At 57.8% G+C, this 15,671-nt stretch carries 16 protein-coding genes; 13 read left to right on the top strand and 3 right to left on the bottom strand.

Translation table 11 applies throughout. The features are described 5' to 3' along the window. From ACIY1O_RS07405 to ssb, 6 genes are all read left to right on the top strand, one after another. Positions 1-912 carry an ABC transporter substrate-binding protein gene (locus ACIY1O_RS07405; RefSeq protein ID WP_397474451.1) on the top strand — a complete coding sequence of 304 codons (912 nt, stop codon included), beginning with the start codon at positions 1-3 and terminating at the stop codon, positions 910-912. A 101-nt stretch (positions 913-1,013) separates the two neighbouring features. Further along, positions 1,014-1,835 carry an ABC transporter ATP-binding protein gene (locus ACIY1O_RS07410; protein ID WP_397474452.1) on the top strand — a complete coding sequence of 274 codons (822 nt, stop codon included), beginning with the start codon at positions 1,014-1,016 and terminating at the stop codon, positions 1,833-1,835. After that, positions 1,835-2,602: an ABC transporter permease gene (locus ACIY1O_RS07415; RefSeq protein ID WP_397474453.1), complete on the top strand. Its 768-nt coding sequence runs from the start codon at positions 1,835-1,837 to the stop codon at positions 2,600-2,602. Before ACIY1O_RS07410 ends, ACIY1O_RS07415 begins: the two co-directional genes overlap by 1 nt. After that, positions 2,599-3,366: an ABC transporter permease gene (locus ACIY1O_RS07420; RefSeq protein WP_397474454.1), complete on the top strand. Its 768-nt coding sequence runs from the start codon at positions 2,599-2,601 to the stop codon at positions 3,364-3,366. Before ACIY1O_RS07415 ends, ACIY1O_RS07420 begins: the two co-directional genes overlap by 4 nt. A gap of 9 nt (positions 3,367-3,375) precedes the next feature. After that, positions 3,376-4,344 carry a helix-turn-helix domain-containing protein gene (locus tag ACIY1O_RS07425; protein WP_397474455.1) on the top strand — a complete coding sequence of 323 codons (969 nt, stop codon included), beginning with the start codon at positions 3,376-3,378 and terminating at the stop codon, positions 4,342-4,344. Positions 4,345-4,587: 243 nt separating this feature from the next. Further along, positions 4,588-5,082 carry a single-stranded DNA-binding protein gene (gene ssb / locus ACIY1O_RS07430; RefSeq protein WP_397474456.1) on the top strand — a complete coding sequence of 165 codons (495 nt, stop codon included), beginning with the start codon at positions 4,588-4,590 and terminating at the stop codon, positions 5,080-5,082. 172 nt (positions 5,083-5,254) lie between these two features. Here ssb and ACIY1O_RS07435 read toward each other — a convergent pair whose 3' ends face one another. Then, positions 5,255-5,770 (bottom strand): 2,4'-dihydroxyacetophenone dioxygenase family protein, encoded by a 516-nt coding sequence (locus ACIY1O_RS07435; RefSeq protein WP_397474457.1) that lies wholly within the window; start codon positions 5,768-5,770, stop codon positions 5,255-5,257. Positions 5,771-6,069: 299 nt separating this feature from the next. On the opposite strand from ACIY1O_RS07435, the gene ACIY1O_RS07440 reads away from it, so the two are divergent. The 3 genes from ACIY1O_RS07440 (at position 6,070) to ACIY1O_RS07450 (ending at position 8,179) form a co-directional block, all read left to right on the top strand. Next, positions 6,070-6,900, top strand: coding sequence for a helix-turn-helix transcriptional regulator (locus tag ACIY1O_RS07440; protein WP_397474458.1), 831 nt, complete (start codon positions 6,070-6,072; stop codon positions 6,898-6,900). Between the two features lie 260 nt (positions 6,901-7,160). Next, a complete protein-coding gene (locus tag ACIY1O_RS07445; RefSeq protein WP_397474459.1) occupies positions 7,161-7,583 on the top strand; it encodes a DUF3597 domain-containing protein in 423 nt (140 codons plus the stop codon). 14 nt (positions 7,584-7,597) lie between these two features. Further along, the gene (locus tag ACIY1O_RS07450) at positions 7,598-8,179 is read left to right on the top strand and encodes a DUF937 domain-containing protein (protein WP_397474460.1); all 582 of its coding nucleotides are present in this window, start codon (positions 7,598-7,600) and stop codon (positions 8,177-8,179) included. 112 nt (positions 8,180-8,291) lie between these two features. Here the strand turns inward: ACIY1O_RS07450 and ACIY1O_RS07455 are convergent, their stop codons facing one another. Then, positions 8,292-9,722 carry an amidase gene (locus tag ACIY1O_RS07455; RefSeq protein ID WP_397474461.1) on the bottom strand — a complete coding sequence of 477 codons (1,431 nt, stop codon included), beginning with the start codon at positions 9,720-9,722 and terminating at the stop codon, positions 8,292-8,294. Positions 9,723-9,964: 242 nt separating this feature from the next. Between ACIY1O_RS07455 and ACIY1O_RS07460 the strand changes: the two genes are divergently transcribed. From ACIY1O_RS07460 to ACIY1O_RS07475, 4 genes are read left to right on the top strand one after another with little or no spacing between them, the layout of a single operon-like run. Then, positions 9,965-11,182, top strand: a complete 1,218-nt coding sequence (locus tag ACIY1O_RS07460; protein WP_397474462.1) for an amino acid ABC transporter substrate-binding protein — start codon at positions 9,965-9,967, stop codon at positions 11,180-11,182. Positions 11,183-11,210: 28 nt separating this feature from the next. Beyond that, complete coding sequence (locus ACIY1O_RS07465; RefSeq protein WP_397474463.1) at positions 11,211-12,068, top strand: branched-chain amino acid ABC transporter permease; 858 nt, start codon at positions 11,211-11,213, stop codon at positions 12,066-12,068. Between the two features lie 2 nt (positions 12,069-12,070). After that, complete coding sequence (locus tag ACIY1O_RS07470; RefSeq protein ID WP_397474464.1) at positions 12,071-13,987, top strand: branched-chain amino acid ABC transporter ATP-binding protein/permease; 1,917 nt, start codon at positions 12,071-12,073, stop codon at positions 13,985-13,987. Further along, positions 13,980-14,708: an ABC transporter ATP-binding protein gene (locus ACIY1O_RS07475; RefSeq protein ID WP_397474465.1), complete on the top strand. Its 729-nt coding sequence runs from the start codon at positions 13,980-13,982 to the stop codon at positions 14,706-14,708. Before ACIY1O_RS07470 ends, ACIY1O_RS07475 begins: the two co-directional genes overlap by 8 nt. Here the strand turns inward: ACIY1O_RS07475 and ACIY1O_RS07480 are convergent. Continuing rightward, a complete protein-coding gene (locus ACIY1O_RS07480) occupies positions 14,699-15,643 on the bottom strand; it encodes a VOC family protein (RefSeq protein WP_397474466.1) in 945 nt (314 codons plus the stop codon). The genes ACIY1O_RS07475 and ACIY1O_RS07480 overlap by 10 nt on opposite strands. Between the last annotated feature and the right edge of the window lie 28 nt (positions 15,644-15,671).

Below are 15,671 nucleotides of genomic sequence, written 5' to 3' on the forward strand. Positions count from 1 at the left end.
ATGAAGAAGATAATTAAATGGGTTATTGCGACAGTGGGTTTAAGCATGGGCGTGGCAAGTGCACAGCCTATTCCGGTGGCTTTGGGGTATCCACCTGCGGCGGATTGGCTGCCGGCCATGGTGGCCAAGGACACCGGCATATTCGAGAAGCACGGACTGGACGTGTCTTTATCTAAAATCGCCATGGTGTCCAATATTCCGGCCGCGATTATGTCGGACAGCCTGAATATCGGCGCAATGACACCAACAGCGCTAATCGATACATCAATGTCCGGCCTGGATCTGGTCGCTGTCGCAGGCGCCACGCGCTTCGTCAAAGAGACGCCGTTTTTCAGCGTGGTGGCGCGTGACGGGGTGGAAATCCAGTCAGCTAAAGACTTTGAAGGAAAGCGTGTCGGAGTGCCCGGAATTCGCAGTGTGGCTGATGTGCTGTTTCGCAAATGGTTGATTGACAAGGGGGCGGATGTATCGAAGGTGTCCATCGTTGAGGTTCCCTTTCCCCAGATGAAAGACCTGCTCAAGTCGGGCACTGTCGATGCCGTGCCTGTTTTAGAGCCGTTCCGAACAGCTATCCTGGCCGACAAGACAGGCTATCGTGTTGCCGACTACATTGGCGAAGTCAATGAAGATCTGCTGGGACCGGTTTGGGCCGGCAGTCGTAAGTGGCTGGACGATCATCCGGCCGTGGCCCCCGCCTTCCGACAGTCGCTGGCCGAGGCTGTTGAGTACATCCGCAGCAATCCCGACGAAGCACGTGAGATTGAAAAAAAGCATCTTGGATACGCCACGCAATTGAAGTTGTCGTATTCCCTGCCTGTGGAAGCGGATGAGTTTGTCGTATACGCCGAGATGTTCAAAGAGGTCGGCTTTGCGGACAAGGTGGCCGATACGTCCAAACTGGTCTACCCCTAAGCGAGAGCGCCTCGCACGACACGCCCTGCAGGTTTCCCCAATTGCCTGCAGGCGTTTCATTAATTAAAAACTTCAAAGAGTGCACGCTGCAGGAAGCTTATATGCTCCATAACGATAGTCCTCATAATGCCGGCGCATCGCACGGGGCGAAGCGCGGTGAGCCCGCCATCGGAGTCGCGAATTTGGCAATGGCGTTCGGAGAAGGCGCCGCCCAACGCACCATTATTCAAGATTTGAATTTGTCGGTGGCGCCCGGTGAATTTCTCTGCATCGTCGGGGCGTCCGGCTGCGGCAAAACCACGCTGTTGCGCTTGCTTGCAGGCCTGGCTCAGCCCACCGAAGGCCGTGTCGAATTTCATGGCAAACGGGTTACGGGGCCTTCGCGTGAGCGCGCCATCGTGTTCCAGGACTATAGCCGGGCGTTGCTGCCGTGGCGTACCGTGGGGGGCAATATTGCCCTGGCACTGGAAACCTGCAGGTTGCCCAAGGCGCAACATGGCGAACGCGTGGCGCAGCTTGCTGCCACGATGGGACTTTCCCATGCGGTCAACCAATACCCCAGCCAGCTGTCCGGTGGCATGCAGCAACGAGTGCAGATTGCTCGTTGCTTGGCACAGAACCCCACCTTGCTGCTGATGGACGAACCCTTCGGGGCGCTGGATGCCATCACCCGCCAAGGTCTGCAGGATGAAGTAGCGCGTCTGGCTCTGGCGCAGGGTACGACTGTGGTCTTCATCACCCACGATCTTGACGAAGCGATTTATCTAGGAGACCGCGTAATTGTCCTGGCATCGAATCCGGGGCGCATATTGCGAGAGATTCCGGTGAATGTTTCCCGCCCCCGGCATCAACTTACCACTCGCGAAGATCCGAAGTTTCTCGCCCTTCGGCACGAACTGTTTGGTTTGCTGGAGGGCCACTGATGAGAGGCAAATGGCTGGGGGTGCTTATCCCGGTGGTCATTGTGGTGTTGTGGGAAGCGCTATGGCACATCGACGATTTGCGCATGGTGTCCTTGTCCAGGCCATGGGATGTCGCAATAGCCTTGTTTCATGGCTTGGCCGGCGGAGCGATCTTGATCGCTACCATCGAAACATTCGAGGCGGCCCTGCTGGGCTTCCTCATTGCTGCAGTCATTGGTCTTTTTGTGGGCCTCATCCTTGGCCTGCTTCCATCGCTTGAAAGTATCGTCGGCCCCTCGATAGATGCCATGCGTCCGGTCCCTTCCGTGGCCCTGATTCCCTTGTCATTGATGATCTTTGGATTTGGGGTTCGGATGGAAGCCGCCGTCGTGGCGTTTGCTTGCCTTTGGCCCATACTTATCGTGACGATAGCGGCGGTGCGGGGTGTCGACACCTCTTTGTTGAACGTTGCTCGTGTGCTGGAAATGACCGCCTATCAACGCCTGGTCAAGATTATCCTGCCGGCGGCGCTTGCGCGCGTAGCCGTGGGCTTGCAGCTTGCCCTGGCGATCTCGCTCATCGTGGCCGTAACAGTGGAAATTGTCCTGAATCCCCGGGGCCTTGGCCACGGCATGATGTCGGCCCAACAGGCGATGAGGTTCGACCAGATGTATGCGCAGCTGTTGTGGATTGGCATAGTGGGCTGGGGCCTCAGTGCCGGCAGCCAGGCATTGCTCAACAGGTGGTCTCCCGCCTACCGTGCTGACCGCGCCAAGGAGCGAGCATGACAAGGCGCGCACAGTGGTTGAATCGCCTGGGGGCAATCGCCTTTGCGGTTTTCTTGCTTGCCATCTGGCAGCTTTTGGCCGCTCTCGAGGTCATTTCTCCTCTGTTCTTTCCTTCCCCGGCGCGAACCTTGGGCGAATTATGGTCTCAGATCGTCAACGGACAAATATGGAGTCCGTTCTTCTCGACCGTGCTTCGCATGTTCTACGGTTGGGTAGTGGCGTCCCTGCTGGGCGTGGTCCTGGGAGCATTGATCGCGGGCTCACTGATTAGCAAACGGCTTTTTGCCCCCATACTTGAGTTTCTTCGTCCCATGCCGGCGTCGGCCATTATTCCAGTTGCCATCCTGGCGTTTGGCCTTAGTAATACCATGTCTACAGCAGTAATCGCGTTTGGCTCCATCTGGCCGGTGCTGCTGGCGGCCGTGCAAGGCTTTTCCTCGGTCGAGCCGCGCTTGCTCGAAATGGCGGATGCAATGCGCATGACTGCTTGGGATCGGTTCCGCAAGGTGTCGCTGCCCAGCGCCATGCCCGACATTCTTGCCGGAGCGCGAGTAGGTTTGGCCATTGCCCTGATTCTGGCGGTCGTAACCGAAATGCAGGCCTCTTTGCCCGGTTTGGGACAAAGCATATTGATGGCACAACGCTCATATCGCACGCCTGAGCTCTATGCGGGCGTGGTAATGTTGGGTGTCATCGGGTTTGGCGCTTCCATGCTTCTGCAATGGATAGAGCGCCGCATATTGAGATGGCGGTCCGTTCAGTGAGATTAAGCTATGACTCAAGTGCAACATCGAGATGCCGAGGGTACGCAGTTCAGCGCTCAATGCCCTCTCAGTTTCCAGCGGAACATGGAATCCATGTTCTCTGTCGGCCTCGTGGTGCGATCCGAAGAAGAAAACCCCTTCGAAGCAAAAATTTCTGCATACCGGGGGCGTAATCTACGTTTCGCGGCTTTGCGGTTCTCTCCCCATTCAACGTCTTCGCTGGCAGTGGGGCAGCGCTCTAATCGCTTGCTGGTAACACTGCAAAAAGAGGGTGTGGCCTTGGTACAGCAAGATGGGCGCGAATCCCGCGTCGAGGCCGGCGACATTTTCATGGTTGACCCACAGCGTGAATTCTTCATTGAAACGGGCGAAATCCTGACGCATTCGGTGTACATGGAGCCCGAGGTACTGCGCATCCTGGTGCCCGACTTCGACCACTATACGGCCCGAGTCATCGATGGGCGCAAGGGCGCCGGGGCCTTGTTCAGCGGCATGCTCGACGGCATGTTCAGCCTGGCATCCTTCTTGAACGAGGACACCGCCGATCGCATTGCCGAGTCGCTTCCCTATGTGTTTTCCGCCGCGCTAAGCAGCTTGGCCGTCGAACAATCAGTATCTCCATCTCGCCTGAAGCAATTGCACAAGCAAAGGATATTGCGACATATACGAGACAACTTGCGCGATAGTGATCTCTCCGCCGCGAGCATCGCAGCAGCCGTAAACCTGTCGACGAGATATATTTACGAGCTGTTCTCGGATGAAGAAGAGTCTCTGATGAGGCGAGTATGGCGCAGCAGACTCGAGCGCTGTCGTGCAGAGCTTGCGCTGCCGACGGCCGCCGGACGCTCCATCGGTGAAATTGCTTATTATTGGGGTTTCAACGATGTGGCCCATTTTAGCCGGGCCTTTCGCAAGCAATTTGGCGTTTCTCCTCGCGAGTATCGTCAGCAGACTCGTAGCCCAGGAAGCCAGGCCTAGGCGCTGAACATTTCGTTCCGTCACACCAGGTTCTGTTTGTAGCCAATTGCCGCAGGTCGGTAATAGCCGGTTTGTTAGTATGTGGGGTTGACGTTGACGTGAGCGGCAGGGGCCTCGGCGTGGTGCGACTCCTGTGCGAGTGGGCAAATTCAGCATGCGTAATTATGCGTATTTGTCCCCGAAACCCCACGAAAATCGTCGATAATAGCGGCAATCTGAATTTAAATAGTTAGGGATACTGTCATGGCCTCAGTCAACAAAGTCATTCTCGTCGGCAACCTGGGACGCGACCCTGAAGTTCGCTACAGCCCCGACGGCGCCGCAATCTGCAACGTTTCCATCGCCACTACATCGCAATGGAAAGATAAAAATTCCGGCGAGCGCCGCGAAGAAACCGAATGGCACCGCGTCGTGTTCTACAACCGCCTGGCCGAGATCGCCGGCGAGTACCTGCGCAAGGGCCGCTCGGTGTATGTCGAGGGCCGTCTTAAAACCCGCAAATGGCAAGACAAAGACACCGGCGCCGACCGCTACAGCACTGAAATCGTGGCCGACCAAATGCAAATGCTGGGGGGCCGCAACGAAAGCTCGGGCGATGCGCCCATGGGCGGCGAATACGGTGGCGGTCAGCAGCAGCAACAGCAGCGAAGCCAGCGTCCGCAACAGCAACGTCCCGCCGCCCCGCAAGCGGCCCCGGCGGCCAATCTGGCCGATATGGACGACGATATTCCGTTCTAGGGAGCTGAAAGCGACTCAGTATCTTATGAGTGCGAGCCCACCCCTGCAATTGATTAGTTAGCAGGGGAAGGCAGCCGGAAAGTCGTCTGCGGAAACCGCAAAGAAATTCTTTGCGGTTTCCCTCCAAATGTGGGCTGACCCCTATTTGCATGCCTAGTGAGGTCGACCGATATCAGAATATAAGCTTTTCGTTGACTGCGATGCCTTGCTTATCACAGTAGTCGATATACATATCAAGAAATGAGAAGACGTCCATTGTGTTCAGATGCCTATCTTCATCGTCGTAAAAGTCTAGAGCGCCTTGTACAAAGAACAAGGTTTTGGTGCCTGTGTCGCTGGTAAGTGTATGAATGACACCAGGGTTCTCCTGGACGAAATCTCCAGGCTTTGCGACCCAGTCATATTCCTCGTAGCGCCAGGACCCTTCTAGGGTAAAAGCCGATACGGGACCGCGATGCCTATGTCGCCCCAGTCCTCCTCGACCTTTCGACCAAAGTATGTTTACGTAGAGCGAATTTTTTACGTCGAATCTCAACGGTTTTAACCAAACGTCGCCTACCCATGGATGAAAGATGGATTCGTTTTCGTTGAGATACATGTCTGGAACGCCGTATTGTGCGTGACGGGACAAGACGCGTTGCTCTTCCGCGCTTAGCGCGCTGATTTTCGTGGGGGTGCTCACGCTCATGGAATGCTCCTCGATAGATGTATTCTTAGATTCAGTAATCGTTGTTGCCAATGAATGGCGTTAGTTATATTCGGTGCTTACCGAGCGCGGGTCTATAGCGAGTTTTCGCTATTTAGATGATGTCTTGTCGTAAAGTAAATTAGATACTAGGATGAACCGTGTGGATAAAGAATCCTTTCATGTGACTGCACAGAAGGGACCGTTCCTAAGCAACTGAACCGGCCCAGCTTGAGAAAAACTCGTTTATAAGCTAGGCATATACAAAAAAAGAATGACGCCGCAACGACGGAGGCGACATCATGGGGAGTTCACAGGCAGAGCTCATCTACTTAAGGCAACGTATGCTGCGTAAATTGCTTTTGGAAGATAGCCCGCACCATATTTCTTATCGCCCCGCCAGAGAGTTGGCTGCAGAATTGTTATTGTTCCTGGACGACCCGAACGCCATCTGGAACATTAGTACGGGGTGGCTGCTTAAATCTCTTGATGTCGAGCGAGTCGATGGCGGCTTTGCTCATCCTTCCGATAAGCTCTATTTACCGGGCCAGACCGAGAGCGTGCGCGAAATTGGAGAAATTCCGTCGCTGCAAGGTATAAAAGTAGATAACTTCGACGTGGCGGTGCGCCTGATCTGGCTGGCGAAACGCCCGCTCATGTTCGCCGATATCAAAGAAAGCCGCTTCGGTAAGGATCTGAAAAAAGACTTGCTCAAGACTGCAACTGAATCGAAACTCGTCACATCACTAATAGGGGTGAACGGACCTATTGGCTTGTTATGTGCGGATCGTGTGCAAATACGCCGGCGGCGCAGATGGTTGGGCAGCGAATATGATATTTTTTCCAGCGTTGCACTGGAAGTGATCGCGCCTGTATTGGATGCGGCGCAAGAGCTAGCTCGCGAAGCGTACGACCGCAGAGCGAATAGGTTCGAGTCTGCGGTGAACCTCCTTACAACAGCGGAATACGAGGTGGCTGTTTTAGCTGCGACAGGCCAAAGCTATAAAGAAATAGCCCGTACCAAGAACCGCTCCCTGCATACCATCGACCACCAGCTACGAAGCGTGCGGCGTAAGTTGAATCTGTCCTCGCAGGCAAAGCTGGTCCAGTATTTCAGCCAAAGCGCTGAATGAAAGCTGGCTGGCTGCAGATTGGCGGCGCGGTCGTCTATGTATATGGCGTCTTGGAATAAGCTGGCTGCAGGGCTTTGGCCTGGTCGTATAGTCCTTCATCCTTGCTATTGCCCAAATGTGACTTATCCGCTGGCTGGGGCCGCACGCACATTACGAGTTGTCAAGAAAGGTAAAGTCCTTCGTAAATGCCGCGTTGCTCGCTTAAGGCGAGCCGTATACTCGGGAACGTCTTTTCAGTAATTTTTCCCGAGGAGCAGGACATGGGTTTCTTCAGCAAAATTCTCGACAAACTGGGCTTGGGCGAGGCCAAGGCGGCCTCCGCCGCTGGCCAGGGTGTGGACCAAAGCGCGGCCGCGCCGCTAGCCGGCACCACCGCTGCGCCGGCCGCCGCAGCGGAAGCTTCTACGCCTTCGGGGGCGGTGCCCGTTACCGACGTTGTGGCTCAGCTAGAGCAAAAAGCGGCGTCTAATCCGCAGAAGCTCAATTGGCGCACCTCTATCGTCGACCTGCTCAAGTTGCTTGATCTGGACAGCAGCCTGGCGGCGCGCAAAGAGCTCGCGACCGAACTGGGTTGCCCGGCCGAGCTTATGGCTGATTCGGCGCAGATGAACATGTGGCTGCACAAAACCGTCCTGAGCCGCATCGCTGAAAACGGCGGCAACATTCCCGCTGAGCTATTGTAAGAATTGAGGCCGACATGGGCGTTTCCGATCCTATTGCACAGACGCCTGAGTTTCAGGCGATGGCCAGTCGTTTCGGGCTGAGCAAGCAGCAGGCGGCCAGTGCCGCCGATGCGCTGTTGCCGGCCATTATGAGCGGCTTCAAGAAACAAATGCAGGGAGTCGATGGCGGTGGCCTGGGCGCCATGTTGGGCATGCTCGGCGGGGGCGGCCTGTTTGGCGGCGCGTCAGAGCAGACCCTGGACGCCGAGCGCGGCAATCATGTGCTGGGCGAGATTTTCGGCTCGAAGGATGTAAGCCGGGCAGTGGCGCAGAATGCTTCTGCGCAAACCGGGCTGGATTCTTCCTTGCTAAAACAGATGCTACCCGTGCTGGTGTCTCTTGTTACGGCCTACATGTCCCGCCAAAACCAGAGTGATTCGGACCAGAAGCAGGCGTCTTCGAGCGGCCTGGTCGGAATGCTGGGCGGCATGCTTGGCGGCGGAGCGGCTTCGCAGACGGGCGCCAGTCCGCTGTCCGGCCTTGTCGCCATGCTTGATTCCAACGGAGACGGGAACGCGCTGGACGACATCATGCGGATGGTCGGTAAGGCGCGATAGCGTCCTGGGGTCAAGGGGCGCTGCAGCATACCGTCTGGCGCTTTCAACAAACCGGGGCCGCTACAGAGAAGTACGACGTAGCGGCCCGGGCTTTCAAGGTTTCGTGGTCTTTTTAACAGGACGCTTCCCACGCCCTACCCAGTTGCAACACCTGCCAGTCGGCGCCGGGCCTGCCGATGATCTGCAGGCCGGCGGGCAGCCCTGTGGGGCTAAGGCCGGCAGGCACACTTAAGGCTGGGCAACCCATCAGCGACGGCAAGATGGTGACCTCCATCCAGCGATGGTAGGTGTCCATGGCCTGGCCGTTTATTTGGCGCGGCCAGGGTGTGTCGACATCAAAGGGAAATACTTGCGCCGCCGGAAGCACCAGGAAATCAACCTGCTCGAACATCTGGATGACGTTGCGATAGATGGCCGATCGCGCCAGGGATGCGCTGTATAGCCGCGACGCCGGCATATCGATGCCTTGTTCGACCTCCCAGACGGCCTCCGGCTTGAGCGCAGCGCGGCGTTTGGGGTCGGCGTAATGTACACCCAGCGTGCCGGCCAGTAGAAAATGGCGCCAGGCCAGCCATGTATCCCACAGCTGTTCCGGTGAAAACCTTGGTTTTACCGCTTCAACCTGGGCGCCCACGGCATCGAACCTGCTCAACGCTTGCTCGCACAGTTCCAGTACGCCGGGCTCGAATGGAAGATGGCCGCTCAAGTCGCCCAGCCAGCCGATGCGGCAACCTTTGAAATCTTTATCCAGGGTATTGTCGAACCGGCCATTTTGCGAGGACAAAAAATCTTTGTTGCCCGGCAACTCGTCGCGCAGCGAAAACGGGTCGTATTCATCGCGGCCCGCCTGAGTGCGTAATAGCATGGCCAGATCAGTGATGTTCCGGGCCATGGGGCCGTCGGTGGCAAGCTGCTGGCAGAACAGATCAGGGGCGCCGGAAGGCACCCGCCCATGCGAGGGCCGCAGTCCATAGACATTGTTGAATGCCGCAGGGTTGCGCAACGAACCCATCATGTCGCTGCCATCGGCGACCGGCAACATGTTCAGCGCCAGCGCCACGGCGGCGCCCCCGCTTGAGCCGCCGGCGGTAAGCGAGGGGTTCAATGCATTACGAGTGGCGCCGAAAAGCGTGTTGTAGGTTTGAGAGCCCAGTGCGAACTCCGGCACGTTGGTCTTGCCGATGAAAATGGCGCCCGCCGCCCGCATTCTGGCCGCAACGGGCGCATCGTGTTCTGGTACGAAACCCTTTAGCAACGGTGACCCGAATGTGGTGCGCAGCCCGCGGGTCAGGGTAACGTCCTTGGGCGCCTGGGGCATGCCATGCATCCACCCCATATATCGGCCATTAGCCAGCATGTCGTCGTATTGCCTGGCTTCATCCAGTAGCGATTCGTGGGGCCGCAACGAGACGATGGCGTTTGCCGCGGGGTTGAGGCGATCTATTTGCCGAAGATAGGCCTGCATGGTTTCCAGGCAGGACACTTCTTTATTGCGTATCAACCGTGAAAGCGCCGCCGCGTCGAACTGGATGATGTCGGCCATGAGTGTCTCCAATTTGCAAAGGTTTGCCAGCGCTATGCATGGAAACCCTGATTTTCTTTTCAAGATAGCAATATATACTTTTGTGAAGATTGTATATTTTGGGGTATTGTGCTTTATATGATACCTAGTTAAAGCTTGCTTCCCGAAGCATCTCGTGACGTAATCCTACTAACGAAGCCACAGAGCTTCGCCCTTAGTAAACAAACAATAGCTAGACCAGGCATACAACCAGGAGACAAAACATGACGATCGATCGACGTGCCTTTTTGGCCGCTGTCAGTGCAATGGGGGCGGGGGCGATTGCATCCAACGCTTTTGCGCAATCAGGCGGCAAGCCTTCGGGCGAACCCATTCGCATTGGTGGCACACTGGCCATGACAGGGCCCTTGGCCTCCACAGGCCTGGTTCACAAGCTTACCGGCGAAATCTATGTTGATGACCTCAACGAGCGTGGCGGCTTGCTGGGTCGGCCGGTCGAGTGGATATTGAAAGACGATCAATCCAAGCCCGATGTAGCGCGCACGCTCTACGAGCAGCTTGTCACCGCCGATAAGGTCGACCTGCTCATCGGGCCCTATGCCACCGGCAATATTCTGTCGGCCATGGGCGTGGCTCAGCGCTATAACAAGATGCTGGTGCATCACACTTTCGGTATTCCCAAACTCGCCAAGTACGAGCGGCAGTTTCCGGCCTGGTCTCTGGGACCCGACCCTGAAACCACGACGCCCACCCTGTTGCTCGACATGATGGCGCAATCCCCGAATCCGCCCAAGCGCATTGCCGTCGTGACCAGTAAGTTCCCCTCCGTGCACTTTGTGTCGCTGGGCGCGCGCGATGTTATTAAAAGCAAGGGGCTAGAAGAAGTTCTCTTCCTTGAATGGGATTTCGGCAACCGTGATTACTCCCCCATTGCGGGTCGCATCAAAGAAGCCGACCCCGACCTTCTTTGGGTGGGCGGGCTCGGTCTCGAAGGGGTCATGCTGCTCGATGCTCTCAAGAAAATCGATTACAGACCACGTAACCATTTTCACTTGTATCCGGCGCCAGGCCCCATGGTCAAGGCTCCCGAGGCAGATGGGGCTTTGGCGCTCACCGTTTTCGAAGCGCATCCGCCGTTCACCGATAACCCGGTGGCGGCCAAATTCGTGAAAGAGTACGCCGAGCGTGCCACGAAGGCCAATCTGCCCGACACCGCCGTCGAGGTGCAGGCGGCCGCATCGTTCTCGGCATGGCAGATCATCGAAGCGGCGGTCAAGGCCAATAACTCTCTTGACGACGAAAAGCTCGCGACCTGGTTGCGCAGCAATACCGTCGAATCCATCCAGGGCAAGCTGCGGTTCAACGAGCGCGGCAACTTCGGTGACGACCTGGGCCGTATCAAGCAGGTGCAAGACGGCAAATGGCTCACAGTGTGGCCCACCGACTGGGCGGCGCCCGGCGCCACGCTCAGAACCAAGTAATTACGGAACCCTAATTATTTCCTAGCAGATGACATTTCCAAGCTCCACATTGTTGGCCCAGTCCATTCTGGCGGGCATTTTCACCGGCGCGCTATACGGACTTCTGGGGCTTGGACTAAGCTTGTCCTGGGGGCTGTTGCGCCAGATTAATCTGGCGCACTTCGCCCTGGCCTTCCTGGGCGCCTACCTTACGTACCAGCTGGCCAGCTATGGGGGCGTTGACCCCATGCTGACGCTGCTGATGGTTGTCCCGCTGTTCTTCGTGGTGGGCGTTGCCGTGCATTGGGTGTTATCCCATTTCAAGGTAACGCCCTTTAACTCGTTGTTGATTACGTTTGGGCTCACCATCATCATCGAAGCGATGCTTCAATGGATTTGGACAGCCGACTATCGGCGGCTCGAATCCAGCTATGCCGAACACCGGTACCGTATCGGCGACCTGTTCTTGCCGCTTCCAGAATTAATCACTTTAGGTCTTAGTGTCGGCATCGCTGTGACCGTGTGGCTGGTGCTCAAACGCAGCGACCTGGGCAAGGCTCTTCGCGCTGCCGCCGAAGATGCACCTATCGCCGCGGCCTTCGGCGTCAACCAACGCGCATTGGCATTGATGCTGTCGGGACTCAATGCGTCGTTGGCGGGCATTGCGGGCGTCTGTATCGCGCTTAGTTATACCTTGGCGCCGTCTCAAATTTATACCTGGATCGGGGTGGTGTTTGCGGCCGTCATGCTGGGCGGCCTGGGCCGACCATTGGGGCCGCTTATCGCCGGCTGCATCATCGGAGTTTCCGAAGCGGTCACCATGGCGGTGGCGTCGCCTTCTTTGGCGCCTCTGGTGTCGTTCTCCCTGCTTATACTCGTGTTGCTCGTTCGTCCAGGTAGGGCCTGATCATGCGCCGTTCTCTTTTTATCGTCCTGTTTTGCGGCGTGCTGCTGGCCATCGTGCCCTATCTGGGGCTGCCGGCTTTTTATGAGTCTGTGCTGTATTTGATCTTCCATTGGGTGGCGCTGGCCACGTCATGGAACATCTTGTCGGGCTATTCGGGCTACTTCTCGTTCGGTCATGGCGCGTTTTATGGCATAGGCATGTACACCACGGCCACGCTCACCAGCCAATTCGACGTACCCTTCCTGTGGACCTTGCCCGCAGCCGCATTTTGCGCGGCCTTGTTCGGCGCCGTGCTGGGCGCGGTTTCTTTCCGCGTCAAGGCAGTGCGCGGCGAACTATTTGCCCTGCTTACCCTGGCCGCCACTTTCGTGGTCGCCACCATCGTGCTTAATGTGTCCATTCTCGACGGCGGCCAAGGTGTGTATCTAAGTGCCGTGCCCATGCCCGAATTCGGCCCCTCGCCCTCGGGTACTTTCTACCTGCTGGCGTTAGCTGCCGCCGTTGGCACCCTCGTCGTGGCCTTGCTAATCTACTACGCGCGCTTCGGCACCGGGCTATTCGCCATCCACGACGATGAAGACGTTGCCGAGGTGCTGGGTGTTCCTACTTTCAGGTACAAGGTGGCGGCTTTTTCGCTGTCGTGCGCCCTGGCCGGTGTGGTGGGCGGCATCCAGGCGATGTTCGTGTCTTATGTCACCACGGGCGACGTTTTCACTGTGGCCATGCCCCTTACGGTGGTGTTGATGAGCGTGCTGGGCGGCACCCGGCATTGGCTCGGCCCCGCTGTGGGCGCACTGGTCATCACCGTGTTGCTGTACAGCTTCACGGCCGGAGACAGCGCGGTGCTGGGCAAGGTTGCCATGGGTGTCATCTTGGTGGTCGTCATCTTGTTCATGCCCGAGGGCATACTGGGTCAGGCCCTGAAACGTTTCGGCCGCAAGCCTGCTGGGCGTGTGGCCGTCGCTTCATCGCCTCCGTCCGCACTTAATGAACAGGCGCGCCAATCCGAATCGCAGGGTTCGGCGGCGATGGCGCCGGCGGTTGGGCATGGCGCTGATGTCGGCAAGACCGCGTCACTACCAGGGGCTGCTTCACCACCAGAGTCCGTCGCCGGGCCAGCCGCCACCGGCAAGCCCGAATCGCCGGGGGGCGAGGTGCTGCTGGCTGCGCGCGACGTCGCCAAGTCGTTTCGCGGGGTGAAGGCCTTGTCAGGCGTCAGTCTCGAAGTTCGCAGCGGCGAAATCCTGGGCCTATTGGGCCCCAACGGCTCTGGAAAATCCACCTTCATCAACGTCGCCAGTGGTCACTTCCCGGCCACGTCGGGCAGCATCGTCTTCAAAGGCCAAGAGCTGGTGGGCCAGGAGGCCCATCGAATCGCCCGATGCGGAATTTCCCGCACCTATCAGATACCGCGCCCGTTCGCCCATCTTACGGTGCTTGAAAATGTCGCCTTGCCGGCCATGTTTGGGGCTCAGTTGGTCGAGCGACGCCAAGCCGAAGAAGACGCCTGGCGCTGGCTTGAATTTACCGGTCTGGCGGCCAGGGCCCATGCGTTGCCCGACGACCTCAACCTGCATCAACGAAAATTTCTTGAGTTTGCTCGGGCATTGGCCGCGCAGCCGAAATTGCTGATGCTTGACGAGGTGCTTTCGGGCCTGACGCCCTCCGAGATCGACGAGGCGGTGGCCTTGATACAGCGTATACGGGCGCAGGGCACCACCATATTGTTCGTCGAACACGTCATGCGGGCCGTCATGGCCTTGTGTGACCGCATTGTCGTCTTTGACCAAGGCCTGGTCCTGGCCGAGGGCCTGCCTAAAGAGGTAATGGCCCGCTCTGATGTAGTGTCCGCCTATCTGGGCAACCCCACTGAAGGCGACCGGTCGACCCCAGTTTCAGGAGCACCCGCCCATGCTTGATGTCCAGTCCATCCGCGTTGCTTATGGTGCAGCGACCGCTTTGTGGGACGTCTCCATTCAAGTCGGCGCCGGCGAGCTGCTTTGCGTGGTTGGCCCCAATAGCGCCGGCAAGACCACGCTTATCAATGCCATTGCGGGCCTTAACCGCATCAGCGCCGGCAAACTGATATTTGACGGCAAGGATATTTCCCGCTTGTCGTCCCACCGGTTTTGCGGCGCGGGCATCGCGCTGGTTCCCGAGGGCCGCCGGCTATTCACGGAAATGACCGTACGCGAGAACCTCGAGCTTGGCAGCTATATCGGCTCGGCTCGCGCGCATCGCGCTGATTCTCTCGAAAGGGTGTGCAATCTGTTTCCCGCTTTGGTTCCAAAGCTGGAACACGCGGCAGGTTCGCTATCGGGCGGCCAGCAGCAGATGGTGGCCATTGGGCGCGCACTAATGGCCAAGCCGCGCCTGCTATTGCTCGACGAGCCTTCCCTGGGCTTGGCCCCCAGCATCGTGCTGGATATGTTCCGGGTCATTCGCGAGATTCATGCCGAAGGCATGGCAGTGTTGCTGGTAGAGCAGAATGTCACGATGGCCTTGCAGGTGGCCCAGCGTGCGGCAATTCTCGAAGAAGGCCGCATTGCAGCCACAGGCACGCCGGAAGAGCTACTGGCCCGCCCAGAACTGCGGCGGGCCTACCTGGGCCTGGATGCTGAAGAGGCGGCTCAGGTCTGAGCTTCGGCGGGGGCCTCGGAATTGGCAATGAAGTAGTCGGGAACGTCGGGCCCCCACAGATACATCGAGTCTTCGGGCGGGTATTCGCCTGCGGTCCAGTTGGCGTTGGCGGCAACGTAGTCGATGTCGGCCGAGTATTCCGAGAAAGAACCCCACGGGTCTTGCACGTAGTGAAAGTAATTCGACCCCAACACGTGGCGGCCCACGCCCCAGCCCACTTTGTATCCGGCGTCGCCCATTTGGCTGGCCCCGCGGCCCACGTCGTCTAGAGTGGCGACGTCCCATGAGCAGTGGTGAAAGCCCTTGGCCGTGCTTTTGGCGAAGGCCAGGATGTGATGGTCGCAGCCATGAGGCGCATGGCTGAATGCGATCAGATCGAGTGATTTATCCGACAGCCGCAGGCCGATGGCCTTGCTGTAGAACTCCATGGCGCGCAATACATCGGGGGTGAAAAGCAGTACGTGCGACAAGCGGCGAGGCGTTACGCGTTCGCCTTCGGAGCGCGCCGGCGCGCCACGCTGGTTTTCGTTTACGACGGGCACGTGGAACGGCGCTTTTGAGGTGGGCATGGTGCGCGCGCCTTCCTTGACCTGAATCAGGTTGCCGTCGGGGTCGTGAAACCAGATGCCTTCATCAGTTTTAAGTGGCGAGGCGCGGTTGAAGTCGGCGCCGGCCGCGCGAGCTTGGGCTTCGATAGCGGGCAGCTCGCCCTCGAGGCAGGCAAAGCTTAAGTACGCGAGCGATTTATGGTCTGAGGCAAGCAAGCGCCCCCATCTATGATTGTCGGCCGCTCGCAATTGAAGTTCTCCGTCGCCACGCTCGACGGCCAGGCCGAAGTTTCCGTAGAAATGTTCGGCCTGTTCAAGCGAAGGAACGTTGAGGGCAAAATGGTCGATAGAGTGGATGGCTGCGTTGCCGACGGGTTGAGCTGTCATGTCTTCCTCCGTGTCGTCGGAAATAAGG

It is taken from the genome of Pusillimonas sp., assembly GCF_044464525.1.
Taxonomy (GTDB): domain Bacteria; phylum Pseudomonadota; class Gammaproteobacteria; order Burkholderiales; family Burkholderiaceae_B; genus Pusillimonas.